This window comes from Candidatus Nitrosocosmicus oleophilus (genome assembly GCF_000802205.1).
GTDB classification, from domain to species: domain Archaea; phylum Thermoproteota; class Nitrososphaeria; order Nitrososphaerales; family Nitrososphaeraceae; genus Nitrosocosmicus; species Nitrosocosmicus oleophilus.
Window position 1 is genome coordinate 2505360 of the sequence record NZ_CP012850.1, and the last position, 15159, is coordinate 2520518.

The following is a 15159-nucleotide window of genomic DNA, read 5'->3' on the forward strand; positions in this document are numbered from 1 at the left end:
TTCCGAATATTAATACTTGTTTAATAGTCCACTAGGAATATGAAGGTTTGAAGGTTTTAAAAAACTATAGTCGATAAATGATCCCAATCTAAATCAAGCATTAGATGGATAAGAATTTAAGATTTGATTGCTAAATTAGGTGATCTCTCTGCGATGAAATGAAAATTCATTTAAAAGTTTAATAGGCCTTTTAACCATCCAAAGAAAAAGAGAATCATTGCGGCCTTTGTATTTTTTTGTGGCTTTGTTATCTGCAATAGCAATTGCAAACCTTGTAATCATCCTTGCAGATTCAGACAGCAGAATGATTTATTCGAGTTGGATGTTGATTATTAATTCATCTATCGCTGCAGGATTATCCTTGATAGCCCTAGTAAAGGATAGATCCAACATAAAAAGGGACAGGACGGCGATACATCTTACCGTCGGTCTTGTATTCTGGTTTATCGCAAACATAATTTGGGGGTACTATGAAATAGTCCTTGATATAGTATCTCCGGTACCCTCATTAGCTGATTTGTTCTTGTTGTCTGCTTATGGTTTTTTAATATACAGGTTACTGGTAACTTACAAGAAACTCGGAGAAATAACGAACAAAAAAATAATATATATCGTATCAATTGGAACAGGCTTTTTCCTTATTTACATTCTAAATTTGATGCTTAGCCTTACGGAAATTTCTAACTTCAGAGGGCTGATGTTGTTTTTAGTTACGATAGCTTACCCAATTTTGAACTCTATCCTTACAGTTCTAGCACTAACTATTCTTCTCAATATCAAAAATGAAAAACACCATTTTATTCCATGGATATGCGAGCTAATTGGCCTATTGGCTATTGTTATTGGAGATAGCTGGTTTGCCATTATAGTATTAACGGCTTTTGTGGAACAAATTTGGATTTCAGCGATATTGCTCTCGGCCCACTATTTACTGATTGCAGGAGGCTTGGTATGGTATCTACGCCACTATAGTAATTGGGAACTTAGGATATCAGACAACTCAATAACAAAAAACGTTAGAAAAATATTTTCTACTAAAGTAGTATTTTTATTCATCATTCCAACAGCTTTTGTTGTTATTATTATTTTGTATCTGCCAATAAATTTTGCAACGTTAGCAAATCAAGTAGGAGTACCATGGATTTATCCAGCATATCATGAACCACTTCAATCAAATAGTATCTATCAAGAGTACATAGTTGGTGCAATCGTCCCGCAATCTGGTTCGTTGTCCTCAATAGGAAAACCTGTTCTTGCTTCACTAGAAAAGGCCGAAAACGACGTTAATGGATATTTTGAATCACATAATATATCATCTAGAGTCAAATTATTAGTATCAGACTCAAAAACTAGTCCAGAGGAATCACTTGCGGCAATTAAGAAGTTATATTCGTCTGGAGCTAGGGTGGTTGTGGGTCCTGCTACGAGCACGGCTGTTTCTGCTGTCCTTGATTTCGCAAATGAAAATAATATTACCTTATTAAGCTATGCTAGCACTTCCCCAAAGCTGTCTATAGCTGGTGATAATCTTTTCAGATTGGTACCAGACGATAAAAGCCAAGGTAAAGTTATTGCTAAAAAGATGATGGAAGATGGAATTAAAGTTGTAGTTCCTTTTTGGAGATCCGATATCTATGGCAACGAGTTGGCCAACGCTACCAAACATTATTTTGAAAAACTGGGAGGCAGGGTAGAGGAAGGAGTAAGTTACAAGCCACATACTGGAAAATTTGCTACCAGTCTTCACAGGATTAATTTTATCATGTGGAATCAAGAACTCAAAAAGATGAACACTATGGTATCTGATGCCATAACAAAGTACGGTAAGGAATCAGTAGGTGTTTACGTGATCTCTTACGATGAGATCACACCGATATTGATCCAAGCCCAATTGTTTGATAATCTTGGCAAGGTAAGGTGGTATGGTAGTGATAGTGTAGCTGAGAACCACCATCTCACCAAAAATATCGATTCAGCGGACTTTGCTATCCAGACTGGATTCATAAACCCATTATTTTCTGTTGAAAACGATAACCAAACAGCACATGAGATAGAGAATGATTCAGGCGGCGATGGTGTCGGAGCACATGATAGTTCCATGACCTATGCAGCTACTGCATACGACTCATTCTGGATTGCTTCAAAAAGTTTGGAAAAAAATTTTACCATGGAGATAAATAATAAAGAAATGAACAGGAACGACTTTAATGATATTTTAGCAGAAACTGCCGAATCATATGATGGGACTACTGGTAAAATAGATTTAAACTTGGCTGGGGATCGAATAAGCGAAAACTATGACTTTTGGTACGTTGTCAAAGACAATTCTACTGGTGGGTTCAAGTGGGAGACAGCATCCAAAACCCTTGAACCTCATCACTAAACAGACCACTAGAATTCAATTTGGCTTAAGTCACGTAATTATAGAAGTAGGTTTCCCCGAACAGGGTCGATGCCCCAGTGTTCTTATATATCTGAATCTTGTATATATCCAGTTATGATGTCAAATATTATGAAATGTAAATGCGGTACAAGAGACATTATAAAAGCAAAAAACAATGAATCGGTGGAACATTTCATGCTAAGCAAGAGATGTCCAAGATGTGGGACTGTAGGTGCCTGGAAACAACTGTCTCAAGATGAATATATGTGGGAAAAAGCCAAGAGTTAAACAGATTTATCTACAGCTGCAACCGTTATTACAACGTTATAGAATTTATTAATTATATGATTAGTATATAGCCAGATATATTTTGGCATTAAACTTTTAAAAAAAGAGAATACCAAATGGGTATATTTATTTTTTATAAGAGTGATTTTTTCGTATGTGATCCTTAAGTTTATCCATATCGGAAAATTTGTCTCCGCAGTTAGAACAGTCATAAGATTGATTGTTAGAATGAAACAAAAGTTGGTGATGCATTGCATCTTCGACTTTTCGAAATCTCCTTCCACAGATATCACACCTGTGCTTTTTAAACAAAGCCGAAAAATCCATGTTATCTAGTATCCAACTAGCTAATTATGTAATAATTATTTTACCTTTGCTTTTAAGATATATATTTCTGAGTATTATCTGCATTTTTCAGTGGGAAGACAAAAAATAATGAATATGTTTTTTGTTTGTGCGAGAACAAACAGGTTCAGTTAGGTCTCTAATTCTAATGAGTTCAATGACTACAAATCTTTCTGCATACTAATAGAAATATTGTATTATAAAAAATTGGATTTATTGGTTATAGCTGATAATTCCAAATGTTAATTCAGTTCTTATTCAATGATAAGATAATATGCTCAACGGCCTGACTTGAGTTTAACATTCCATTTTTCTTGGCGTAATCTTCAAGTAATTTTATTTGTCCAGGTGTAAAGCATATTGGCATCGAACGCCTTTCGTTATCCATTTATTTTATTGTTAATCACCCTGATATTAAAATTTTGTTGCAAAATCAAATCATTCCGTATCTGCAACCTTTCATGTTTTCATATCAATCCAGATGACAATATCCTACCTTTTGAGTATATTAATTATTAATGACTCACCCACTTGAGGCCTTCCATATGTCTCGTAATTTCGTTTGGGCATCGTAATTATGATGCTGGTTTGAGGGTAAGATTGTATCAAGGTCTGTGGTTGTGCTCTCAACATGGCTTCCATTATTGGTTGCAGTTGATCTTTCATCTCTTTATCTGGGATTGCTCTATTTATGGCTTCTAGCATCATCTGTTGCTGTGAAACCGGCTCAAGTTCGATATCCTCCACTAGTGTGAGAGTAACAGAAACTCCATTATCACTCAAATTCTTAATTTTATAAACATTCTCACGAATTTCCATTTAAGATCAATAATTCACCTTTTTATTTAATCTTAATTATAAGGGAATTTCAAAGTTGATACCTAGATAGAACAAGGATGATATAGAATCTGTCTTTACCTAACGAGGAGGGGCTTGACAAAATTCTACAAGGACGCCATTAAGAGATTTCGGATGGATGAAAGTAATTTTGCGTCCATACGATCCAGTTCTCAATTCGCCCAAGAATCGCATACCATTCTCTTTGGCATGATTAACATCATTCTCTATCTCATCAGCAGTAATCGCTATATGATGAATACCCTCACCTCTTTCCTTTAGGAATTTACTGATCGGGCTGGAATCTTCTAAAGGTTCAATCAATTCGAGCCGAGTGTCTTCTAAATTCAACATTACTACTTTTACCTTCTCATTTGGAACTTCTTCTACATCAATATTATCAATTTTCAAGATTTTTTTGTAATTCTCAAGAGCTTTATTTGCATCATTAACAGCTATAGCAATGTGATCCACACGCATATGAAGACATAATAAAAAAAGTAGTATATATTATAACCAGTATATTTTATTAATTGATCATCCAGAATGGTTAATTGCTTGAAAATGCGGTTTAGAAATAACAAATAGTGGCTTTTATTCGATTAGGCCACTTTGCCTTACTTTGAAGAAATTTAGTTTGAAGATTCCAATTTAAAGACTATTCTGGATTAATCGCATTTTACTTTTGAAACTGTGGATTAAGAAAAAGTAATCAATATTATTAAATAAAAAATCCAAATGGGCAGAGCAAAGACAGCGTGTTTTGTAATTATAAAAATGGAATAATTGCAATTTTTTGAATTAATTCATAGTAAAACCTAATGAATTTGATAATAAAAATTCCATTTAAGTATTCTTTGGGCTTCTAGCGTTTCAGATTATCGGACAAAAGATAGTCTGGAAGTTACAAGCATGGTGTAAATTCAATTTACATTTTGGATAACAAAAAAAATCTAGATTAGACATGGGAAAAGAGAGAACTGTTGCTTTAAACAACCAACTAGCTATCCACAACATCCGTTTTGGGAAAAAACAAATTTATCTAATAATGAAGAGTAGCTAGTGATATGAACAGCGGAGCGATGCATTTCCTTGTATTTACGTTTTTTGCTTCAATTTTAATGACCTTGTCTGTAGCTCAGACTAGTCACTCCTTAGGTAACATCTCTAAACCTTTTCTGGCAAATTCAACGATTCTTCCAGGATACATCAACTGTCTGATAGAATATACAACGAAACAGTGTAGTGATTGTCCACCTAACTGTATTACATATAAGACTAGTAATTTTATCATTGATAACAAAGATTTGGCTTCCAATGTGGACAATATTTTTGAAAAATCATTAAGACAAATATCAATTATTAAGTCAGCAGACATTAATACCAATCACACAAAAACCGCTATCATTTACTTGCAAAGTCTTTTACTAAAAAACAATATCAAACCCTCCGAATTAACTCTAATTACTGACATATTCAATAGTATTAATCAGACAAATTCGACTACAACACTAGGAAAAACTCTTCATGATAAAATTAAAGAATTGGCAGCAATAAAAGATTCTAGTCCGATCGCTATTTCCATCGTAAATCTAACTTCAAAAAGTGTCGATTTGTTAGTAAATTCAGATAGTATCGTACACAGAATTCAAGGATATCCTGACCTTCCGTATGACATTAATGAGCAAAAAGAATGGATTAATGGTATTCTCTCCGGTACTATCGTAGGATGTGAGATCTCTGGTGTGTTAGGTTGCCTAATGGCGTCTATATTAACTTCAGGAATAGTTTAGTTAGGATCAATTCATACGTATGTAGACAAAGGTATTGAAAAGTAAATGATTTTTTTTGGTCTAATCTTTAATATTACTCTTGTTTCGTCTGGTTTACTTATCGGATACTTATCTAGATTCAAATATTTTTTTGATAATTTATTGAAATGATGGTCCGCCCCTTCGGTCGTCTTATCGATCACGTTCCCCATAATTGAAGCACTTTCGTAAGGGTTTGCCATGCTAAATACCGACAAACTTACCTTATCGTTAATAACTGTATTCTTATCCTTTGTCCTTCCCAAGGCTGTGTTTACCAATAAATCATGATTATCATCATAATCTATCCAAATTGGAGTGACTTGAGGATAACCATTAGGCATTATAGTGGCAAAAGATGCAAAGTTTTTTCCATTCAAGAGGTTTAACACTTGATGACTAATCATAGTTTCTATCTAACAGATAAAAATATAACTTTTGCAATTAAGAGTTCGGACCAAATATACTATTTATAGTAATGAGAAGGAAATTAAATAACAATGAGATTAAACCGGGCACGAGAAATGTATAAATTTACATAAAAACTTTATAATTCTGAATTACATAATTAAGATATAATTGGGGATTATTTTAACTCTAATCCTGATAGCAATAATAGGGCTTGTAATTTTGGGTATAGGATGGACAAATTTTTTTTCTGCATTGTTGAAAGGCACAGATAAAGTAACAGAAATTCCAGTGGTTAAAAACATAACTGATACTGCCCATGTTGAGTTGAAAAAGATTCTGAATAACGTTTCAAGCAACGTACTAAACAATATTGGAAATTAGAATTTCCTTATAGGTTTTCACTTTGAAATAGAAAATGTTTGACTATTAGACCTTTAAACTAATGTATTTTTATTAGTAATATATCTAAAAAAATTATTTAATGGCTATGACCACATCCACAGCCTGCATGGCCACCACCGCTGGTATTCTGTTGTTGTTGCTCTACACAAGTAGGGCATTTAGATTGTTGAGTTTCTGACATAAACGTAGTTCCACATGAAGAACATTTCATTTTTTGAATTCCTTCCATAACAGAATTCGGTTCTCAAACTAATTAATAGTTATCTATGAACAATTAGGTCTGGTTATAAAAAAAATTATTTCTGTATTTGGGTGGAATATTGATTATGGGTATATCTACGTCTAAATCCAAAAGGCTTAAACGGCTTTCCATTTCCGTGATAGAATTTTGAGAAAAATTCCACATACAGCAACCTAGCTCCCTGAATGCCCGGTTCAAATACACCTAAAATAATATTGAACAGATGTCCTACCATCAGGATTACGATTCCTATTATCAACCACATTATTCCATTATCAGAGACCCTGATGAATACATGATCTATTACGTCAGCCAAGATGATTGAAGCCATCATTATGCCTATAAGCCTAGTAAAAGACAGTATATGACTTATTATTGATGGTAATTCCATCATAGCTCTGCTTCCTTCGCCATAAAACATTAGCCCAATACCACCAAATATCAGTGCAAAATACACTGCTCCTTGTACACTGGCAGTAGGATTGATATTTTCATGGCCTATTAACGCTAAACCAATTAACGCAACACCCCATCCAAACATGAGCCAACCGACTTTCCCAATTGCATGTCTCTTATTTCCGTGATTAATGTTATTTATGATACCAAGAATGAATCCAAAAGAGACCATACCCAGTCCTATGTATCCACTTAAAAGCAATAATTTGCGTAGTCCCCATGTTGATATAGGATCAAATATAGTGCCATCTTCTGGCAGGTGAAAACCGCCAATACTATTAAGGAAATCAAATAAATATTGATTCAAATGGAAACCAAAATAAAGGTTAAAGCAGAAGCCTAGCACAATTGCTACTATACACCCGGGAGTAATAGCCTTGGCAATCTTGACCATTTGAACAGGTTTCAGTATTGTCAAACCGAATTTCCTAATAGGTTTAGGCATAATAGTAAAGCCTCTATGTCCTCCCTCAATTCGCCAGATTACCCATCTTGAAACGAATAGAATCACAATTGCGTAACCTACATCAGCAAACATCATCCCGTAAAATACTGGAAAGACAAGAGCAAACACAAGTGTAGGATCAAATTCATTGCCCGATGGCAGGGAGTAAAATCTTATGAATGATTCGTACACCCTTGTGCGCTTTGGGTTTTTCTGCAGAGTAGGCGGAACTTCATTTGTTTTTAATACAAACATAACGGTTCCTTTGCTGTGCTTCTCAATCGTAGCCTTCGTCTCGTCAATCAGGGATTGGGGAATCCAACCTTCTAAAGTAAAAGTGTCATGGGTGACCCCAATATTATCGATTACTTCTAGTTTTTTATGTTCAATATCCAGTTGTTCCTCTAATCCTTTTAACAAAGAGTAATTTGTCTGCGAAATTGCCAATAATTGATTGTCTATTTCTCCTAATTTCTTTTCAAGTGCCTCAAGATCATGCTTTAGCTTTTCTATTACTTCATTGGGTTTACCCTTTAATGGTGGAACAGCCTCCATGTGAACGTTATAAAGATTAATAATTGATGCCAATGCATTTGATGGGTAATGGGGTAAAACAACCAAAACAAATTCAGTAATTTTTTCACCCCCTTTTGAATAGAGTATTATATCTTGATTATTAGATTCAAGTTTTTTCTTAAATTCAGAATATTTTTCACTAGCAATACGTCCAAAAAACGAACGGGCAGATTTGAGATGCAAGACATCTAAATCGGCTGGAAAAAATGAAAATTCTCCTACTAGCTTTATATTGTTTTGTGCATTTCTTATCTCAGTTAGTATATTTTCTTTATCTCTTTCAAGCGTAGCTACACTATTATCAATATCAAGACGTAGTAACGTATTTTCCATTTCATCTATAGATAAAAATCTGATTTTTTCTCCCAAGGAAGTGGGAGGAAGAGTACTAAGCAATCCTCTTATTCTAATTAATTGATCAGCAATATGTCTATGAGATTCACTCTCTTTCTCAGGTCTCAAGTACGCCGATATTTCTTTAGAAATTTGTTCAATTTGAATAACGCTCATTTCTTGCAAAATTGATACAACTTGCTGTCTATATTTTTTCAAACCTAAGACAGCTATCTTTGACATAGCTTCTGGTCTTAATAAAGTCAAGGCAAGGGCTCCATATTACTTAATTCCTGAAAGTAAAATTTCCATTATTTCTTTCATCATTGTTTGATAGTAATGAAAAGAAATGTTCTTTGCCTTAGTTTCGGCCTCAGAAATAGTTTTTTGTGCTTCTTCGTTTGCTTTCATTCTGGCCTTTTCGATGCTAGATTCAACCAGTAATACTCCTTCATTTTCAGCATTTGCAATAGTATCTTCTAGATCTGCTTCAATGGCCTTGATTTGATTTTGCACTTCTTCTTTACGCTCATTGATTTCCTTTTGGACGGCTTCTTCAATTTGCTTGATTTGTTCTAATGACTTAATATATTGTTCCTGATCTTGAATATCAGACACTTTCTAGTTCACTCCAATTAAATATTGTATAATAAATATCAACAAAATAACTGTTGCAATAATATTTCCAATTTTTATTGCCCTAGTAATTCGATAAAATTTTCTTTGCTTGTCATTTGAAAAGCCTCTAAAATCATTCCCATTCATATCTTTATACATTTAACTCTGGTTCGACCTCTCTTAATTCTTGCATCTCTCTTTCACCCATCTTTCTTTTTACTGTTTTTAACATTATAAATGTGTCACGCTCTATTTCTTCTAATCTAAATGTAATAAATCTAACAGCATCCACCAATCTTGGAATAAAAACGTTCTCTATAGCATTTGATTTACGTTTTGTCCTCTCAATTTCATGCAGGAGTTTCCTTAATGCAGTTTCTTTTTCTGCAACATCCAATACAATCTTATGAATTCTATTGAAAGAACTAATAGCTTCGTTGATGGAAGCGGGCAACTCCAACAGATATTCCTCATATACCTTATTTTGGCCACCTTCAAGTTTAGGAATATGCACACCCATTATGCTTTTGGATTTCACATTAAGCTTGCCCATCATAGGTAACTTCATTGATTCATTTTCTAATCTCATTGACCCAGCTAATATTTCTGCCATCCTGATTGACTCGTATCCCTTTATAAGCTCGGTTTGTAAATTCTCCCTCAAAGCCGCAGCAGTTTTGCTTGTATTAAAAAATTCCAATATAAGCGCCTGACGTTTTAGTTTTAACAATTTCAATCCTTTTCTTGCTATTAAAATCCTCTTTTTTGTGCGTATGTACTCTAATCTTGTGGGCCTAATATCGGAAATAGAGGGCATTTCTTTCTATTGCTCCTCTATTTCTTTATCTTCTAGGGTTATGGATTTTTTCCTATATTTTGCGATAAATTCTGGCTTAATACGTTTCATTTCTGATTCTGGAAGTTCCGACAAAAGTTCCCAACCGATAGAAAGGGTTTGTTCAATAGATCTATTTTCATCGATACCCTGATTAACGAACTTTCTCTCAAAATTATTTGCAATTGCCAGGAACTTTCTATCTATCTCGCTTAACGCCTCCTCTCCAACGATTGCAGTGAGGGCACGAGCATCTTTACCTTGTGCATAAGCTGCATACAATTGGTCGGCCAGGTTCCTATGATCTTCTCGAGTTCTCCCGCTTCCAATCCCTTGATTCATTAACCTGGATAAGCTGGTAAGAACATCCACTGGAGGCTGTATATTTAATCTATGCAATTCCCTGCTCATGACTATTTGGCCCTCCGTGATGTATCCGGTCAGGTCAGGGATCGGATGAGTAATATCATCAGCAGGCATAGCCAAAATTGGAATTTGGGTTACTGAACCTTTTCTCCCCTTAATTTTTCCAGCCCTTTCATAGATTGAAGCAAGATCTGTATACATGTACCCTGGGTATCCTCTTCTACCGGGAACTTCTTCCCTGGCTGCAGATATTTCTCTTAATGCTTCGCAATAGTTAGTCATATCAGTCAAAATTACAAGTACATGCATTTCCCTTTCGTATGCGAGAAATTCAGCGGTAGTCAATGCTAATCGAGGTGTGAGAATACGCTCCATAGATGGATCAGAAGACAAATTAAGGAATAATACACTCCTTCCCAAAGCACCACTTTCCTCAAATTGCTTTATAAAGAAATTAGATTCTTCACTTGTGATTCCTATTGCAGCAAATACAACAGAGAAGGATTCTGAAGAACCAAGGACTTTGGCTTGTCTAGCTATTTGAGAGGCCAGTAAATTATGAGGCAAGCCAGCACCTGAGAAAATTGGAAGTTTTTGACCTCGTACTAGAGTATTCATACCATCAATATTAGACATGCCGGTTTGGATGAATTCAGATGGTTCTTCTCTGGAATAAGGATTGATTCCTGATCCCACAAGATCATATCTTTCTTTAGAAATAATTTTTGGACCACTATCTCTAGGATTACCTAACCCATCAAACGTCCTTCCTAGCATCTCATCAGAAACAGAAATCATAGCAGTTTCGCCTGTAAATCTAGTCGACGTATTATCAGTTCCTAGTCCATAAGTTTGGCCAAATACTTGGACTACGGCAAGTCCTTCCCTCGTATCCAACACTTGTCCCAAACGTCTCTCTCCATTGGCTAATTTTATATCAACCATTTCACCATAAGCAGCATCTTTGACCCCCTCAATGAAGATTAAAGGACCAGCTATTTTTGAAAGATTCTTATAGGCTATTTTAGACATTTTAATGAGAGACCTCCATCACCAATTCTTTAAACTGGTTCTTCATATTTATCTTGATTTCCTCAACCTGTTGTTCAACTCCGTCTTCTTTTGTCCATTTTATCATAGACAGGTCTTTTCGTGTCCCGATTGAACTTATTTTCGTGGACGTTACACCTTTCTTTATAGCATCTGCCTCCAATCGGCCAAACTCCAATATGGTTGATAACATCAAGAACTGTTTCTTTATCGATGTATATGTGTCGACCTCGTCGTATGCACTTTGTTGCAAATAATCTTCTCTAATAGAACGGGCTGTATCTAAAATACCTTTTTCAGGTTCGGGCAGTGCATCATATCCTATTAATTGAACGATTTCCTGTAACTCGGATTCTCGCTGCAAAATACCTAGCGCCTCTTTCCTCAACGTAGTCCATAGCGGTGAAATATTATGTTTGTACCATTCATCCATATCGTCGGCGTATAAAGAGTAACTTGTTAACCAATTTATGGACGGAAAGTGTCTTCTTGAAGCCAAATTAGCGTCTAATCCCCAAAACACACGTGTAACTCTTAGAGTATTTTGGGAAACAGGTTCAGAAAAATCTCCACCAGGTGGGGAAACTGCACCAACTAAGGTCAAAGATCCCACTCTTTTTTCTGGGGAAATAACAACGGCCTTTCCACCTCTCTCATAAAATTCAGCCAGACGCCTACCGAGATAAGCTGGATATCCCTCCTCGCCGGGCATTTCCTCAAGTCTACCTGAAATCTCTCTCAATGCTTCAGCCCATCTTGATGTACTGTCGGCCATTAGAGCAACATCGTACCCCATATCTCGGTAATATTCCCCCATGGTTATACCCGTGTAGATACTAGCCTCTCGTGCAGCCACTGGCATGTTCGAAGTATTAGCAACCAAAATCGTCCTCTCCATTAAAGGCCTTTTTGATTTTGGATCTTCGAGTTCAGGGAAAGTAGTAAGAATTTCCGTCATTTCATTTCCTCTTTCTCCGCAACCAATGTAAACAATAACGCTGCTATCAGCCCATTTGGCTAGTTGCTGCTGGGTGACTGTTTTTCCACTACCGAATGGACCTGGTATTGCAGCAGTTCCACCCTTAGCAACAGGGAAGAATGTATCTAATACTCTTTGTCCTGTAAGTAACGGTGATTCGGGGGGCAACTTTCTAAAAACCGGTCTTGGAGTTCTAACCATCCACCAGCTAGATAAGCCCACAACTGATTTCCCGTTCGTTGTTTTTATTTCAGCTACATTCTCATTTACAGTATATTTACCCTCACTTATTTCAGATATTTTACCATTAACTCCAAACGGCACCATTATTTTATGATTAATTAATGGTGTTTCCTGGACCTCACCTATTATTTCTCCCTCTTGGACTTCATCATTTTTGTTTTTCTTTGGAATAAATTCCCATTTAATATGTTGATCTAATGCTGGGATTGTGACACCCCTCCCTATGAAATCTCCACTCTTTTCCCTCAAAATATCTAGAGGACGTTGAATCCCATCATAAATAGATTTTAGCAATCCTGGTCCTAACTGCATAGACAAAGCTCTTTTAGTATTGATTACTTTTTCACCTGGCCTAATTCCTGTAGTATCTTCATAAACCTGGATAGTAGCCTTATTTCCTTCCAGACGAATAATCTCCCCTAATAATCCTAACTCTCCAATGCGTACAACATGATACATCTCTGCATCCTCTACATCAGTAGCCACAACTACTGACCCTGAAATACGTGACACAATTGAATTTGACATGTTTCCCTACTTTCCCTTTTATTTTCCCGTTTTAATACTTATCCCAAGTACTCGTTTTGCCAGAGCCGCAATAGATTCCTCATGAATAGTACCCTGCAAAGCAGGCATAAAAATAACCAGTGGATCTATCGATGATTCAATTTTTGATCTAGTCAATTGGGAAAGTGATTCCTGTACGAATTGGCTTGCTATTATTAGATTGTATTTGTGAGAGGCAAAAAGATTTTCCATTTTTTTTGCGGCCTCATTTTTGTCATTAACTGTAATTGTATCTTCAACACCCAACAACCTATACCCCATAACGATTTCTCTTTCGCCTATTACTGCAATAGATTTAATATTTTCTTTTTTCTTGCTTGACATCTTTTGTTTTACTCCAAAACCAATAAAGTATTGATGCGCTCGGGTGTCAAATTATACCGCTTACCATATGCTATCCTTTTAATATTGTCCCATTCAAATTCAGCAGTTATGATAAAGTAAAAAATTGTGCCAATCGACAATGCAATATTCTTTAATTTTCTTACATAATGTTTGTTTATGTATTTATCCATTGCAACTTCAAAATCAATAAGGTTATGTGATTTCAAATAATTATCCAAAAGTTCATCAAATTTTATATGTTCATTAATCCTGTTTGCAAAATCTTCAATGCTATTCGATGAAAAAATTTCCAATAATTTTTCAATCGGAACTTTTCCCGCTTCGATAAGGTGTTTTTTAACAATATCTCTATCTAAATTCGAATCTTTCCCCTTTAGGAGGGTCAATATATTTTTCTTATCTATTTGAGTACGAAACAGATCTCTTGTTAATCCCTCATCACCTTGGAAAAATTTGATACTTTCCAGCAGGTTTATGTAATAAAATGACAAAAGTTCAGTCATCATAGGGCTTATATCAGATGTCTTTTGGTATGTATCCAGATTTTGAATCAATATAGTCCCATACTTGTACTTTACCAGTTGATTAACAACGCCTTCTACCGTTGGCTGTGATAATATGATTTTCATCTCGTCATGTGGGATATTACCTGCAGTGATTCCGGCTGGAAAATTACGACTGGATACTAAGAATGGTTCTGTTTCTGTGATTGTGCGCCCAATGACTTTGGATGACAAAATGAGTTCAATGTTATGTATATCCCACTTTGAGAAATAGGCCCGAATAGCTTGCTTCCCACTAAAAGGAGTAGATTCAAGCGCGATTTTATTTACTTCCACTAAATGTCGATTAATTGCGACTTCTAACAATTCTGGTGGGGAGTAAAGAGCAGCAGCCCTATCAATTTCAGGTCCATACCATGTTGATTCTAGCATCCTTGCAACCTCTGCAACATCCTCTGCCTTTACTAGACTCTGAATAAAATCGGATGACAGGAAATTGGTTGAAATTGCCTGCAACCTTCCAAAAGAAGAAGAGTACGGTGATGTAGTCATTTTATCAAATCATTTTTTCATAAAGAAAGTTCTTAATTTCGTCTTCATGATTTTCCAGTAGCTCTTCAAAAGTAAGATCTATTTCCCTACTCTGTGATTTGTCTACCGCTATAAACCCTCCCATAGTAGATATGCTAGATCCTATAGTAACCTTCTTCTCCTTCAAATAAGGAACGTCAGATTCCTTACAACTTACAATAATGTCATCACCAAGGTATTTTTTTGCATAGAGTACCATGTCCTCCAATGTTTTTTTGTAATCGGCCTTTTTGGTATTATTCTTTAACTCCACTTTGATGGAGTCCAATGCAGTACTCATTGTCGAATTAATCGCATCAAATAGAATTTTTTTCGCATCCAATCGTGCACTTTCTGTGATTCTCGCAAATTCTCTCTTAGCTTTGTTATCAGATTCACTATCATATTTTTCTTTTATTTCTGTTAGTCTTTCGTTTTTTATTTGGGCTACTCTATCTTTTTTTTCATCCAATAAAGAATTAAGGATAGCTAATTCTTTCCTTTTTCTATCCTGTATTTCTTCTTCAAATGTATTAAGGGCAGACATTTGATTTT

General features: G+C 35.4%; 17 protein-coding genes. 4 read left to right on the plus strand and 13 right to left on the minus strand.

From position 1 onward, the window contains the following. Positions 1 to 238 precede the first annotated feature (238 nt). Together NMY3_RS12065 and NMY3_RS12070 are read left to right on the plus strand one after the other, a co-directional pair. Positions 239 to 2383, plus strand: a complete 2145-nt coding sequence (locus NMY3_RS12065) for an ABC transporter substrate-binding protein (protein WP_231100049.1) — start codon at positions 239 to 241, stop codon at positions 2381 to 2383. A gap of 129 nt (positions 2384 to 2512) precedes the next feature. Then, positions 2513 to 2671, plus strand: a complete 159-nt coding sequence (locus NMY3_RS12070) for a hypothetical protein (protein WP_196816098.1) — start codon at positions 2513 to 2515, stop codon at positions 2669 to 2671. Between the two features lie 592 nt (positions 2672 to 3263). On the opposite strand, the gene NMY3_RS12080 is transcribed toward NMY3_RS12070, so the two are convergent. The 3 genes from NMY3_RS12080 to mce all read right to left on the minus strand — a co-directional run bounded on the left by NMY3_RS12080 (position 3264) and on the right by mce (position 4333). Next, positions 3264 to 3404, minus strand: a complete 141-nt coding sequence (locus tag NMY3_RS12080; protein ID WP_196816100.1) for a hypothetical protein — start codon at positions 3402 to 3404, stop codon at positions 3264 to 3266. A gap of 104 nt (positions 3405 to 3508) precedes the next feature. Beyond that, positions 3509 to 3835: a hypothetical protein gene (locus tag NMY3_RS12085; RefSeq protein ID WP_196816101.1), complete on the minus strand. Its 327-nt coding sequence runs from the start codon at positions 3833 to 3835 to the stop codon at positions 3509 to 3511. A gap of 99 nt (positions 3836 to 3934) precedes the next feature. Beyond that, positions 3935 to 4333 (minus strand): methylmalonyl-CoA epimerase, encoded by a 399-nt coding sequence (gene mce / locus NMY3_RS12090; protein ID WP_196816102.1) that lies wholly within the window; start codon positions 4331 to 4333, stop codon positions 3935 to 3937. Positions 4334 to 4920: 587 nt separating this feature from the next. Here mce and NMY3_RS12095 point away from each other — a divergent pair. Then, positions 4921 to 5646, plus strand: a complete 726-nt coding sequence (locus tag NMY3_RS12095; RefSeq protein WP_196816103.1) for a hypothetical protein — start codon at positions 4921 to 4923, stop codon at positions 5644 to 5646. A gap of 11 nt (positions 5647 to 5657) precedes the next feature. Here the strand turns inward: NMY3_RS12095 and NMY3_RS12100 are convergent, their stop codons facing one another. Further along, a complete protein-coding gene (locus tag NMY3_RS12100; protein ID WP_257719981.1) occupies positions 5658 to 6071 on the minus strand; it encodes a pyridoxamine 5'-phosphate oxidase family protein in 414 nt (137 codons plus the stop codon). A gap of 172 nt (positions 6072 to 6243) precedes the next feature. Here NMY3_RS12100 and NMY3_RS12105 point away from each other — a divergent pair, with 172 nt between their 5' ends. Further along, on the plus strand, positions 6244 to 6456 hold the full coding sequence (locus NMY3_RS12105; RefSeq protein WP_196816105.1) for a hypothetical protein: 213 nt from the start codon (positions 6244 to 6246) through the stop codon (positions 6454 to 6456). 97 nt (positions 6457 to 6553) lie between these two features. Here NMY3_RS12105 and NMY3_RS16915 read toward each other — a convergent pair whose 3' ends face one another. The 9 genes from NMY3_RS16915 to NMY3_RS12145 form a co-directional block, all read right to left on the minus strand. Beyond that, positions 6554 to 6688 (minus strand): hypothetical protein, encoded by a 135-nt coding sequence (locus tag NMY3_RS16915; RefSeq protein ID WP_257719982.1) that lies wholly within the window; start codon positions 6686 to 6688, stop codon positions 6554 to 6556. An 85-nt stretch (positions 6689 to 6773) separates the two neighbouring features. Further along, positions 6774 to 8795: a V-type ATP synthase subunit I gene (locus NMY3_RS12110; protein ID WP_196816106.1), complete on the minus strand. Its 2022-nt coding sequence runs from the start codon at positions 8793 to 8795 to the stop codon at positions 6774 to 6776. Between the two features lie 15 nt (positions 8796 to 8810). Next, positions 8811 to 9146: a hypothetical protein gene (locus NMY3_RS12115; protein ID WP_196816107.1), complete on the minus strand. Its 336-nt coding sequence runs from the start codon at positions 9144 to 9146 to the stop codon at positions 8811 to 8813. Between the two features lie 151 nt (positions 9147 to 9297). After that, positions 9298 to 9963: a V-type ATP synthase subunit D gene (locus NMY3_RS12120; protein WP_196816108.1), complete on the minus strand. Its 666-nt coding sequence runs from the start codon at positions 9961 to 9963 to the stop codon at positions 9298 to 9300. Between the two features lie 6 nt (positions 9964 to 9969). Next, the gene (locus tag NMY3_RS12125; RefSeq protein ID WP_196816109.1) at positions 9970 to 11379 is read right to left on the minus strand and encodes a V-type ATP synthase subunit B; all 1410 of its coding nucleotides are present in this window, start codon (positions 11377 to 11379) and stop codon (positions 9970 to 9972) included. 1 nt (position 11380) lies between these two features. After that, entirely contained in the window at positions 11381 to 13147 is a 1767-nt protein-coding gene (locus NMY3_RS12130) for a V-type ATP synthase subunit A (protein WP_196816110.1), read from the minus strand. An 18-nt stretch (positions 13148 to 13165) separates the two neighbouring features. Next, complete coding sequence (locus tag NMY3_RS12135; protein ID WP_196816111.1) at positions 13166 to 13510, minus strand: V-type ATP synthase subunit F; 345 nt, start codon at positions 13508 to 13510, stop codon at positions 13166 to 13168. 8 nt (positions 13511 to 13518) lie between these two features. Beyond that, a complete protein-coding gene (locus NMY3_RS12140; protein ID WP_196816112.1) occupies positions 13519 to 14586 on the minus strand; it encodes a V-type ATPase subunit in 1068 nt (355 codons plus the stop codon). 4 nt (positions 14587 to 14590) lie between these two features. Continuing rightward, the gene (locus NMY3_RS12145; protein ID WP_196816113.1) at positions 14591 to 15151 is read right to left on the minus strand and encodes a V-type ATP synthase subunit E; all 561 of its coding nucleotides are present in this window, start codon (positions 15149 to 15151) and stop codon (positions 14591 to 14593) included. Positions 15152 to 15159: the final 8 nt, after the last annotated feature.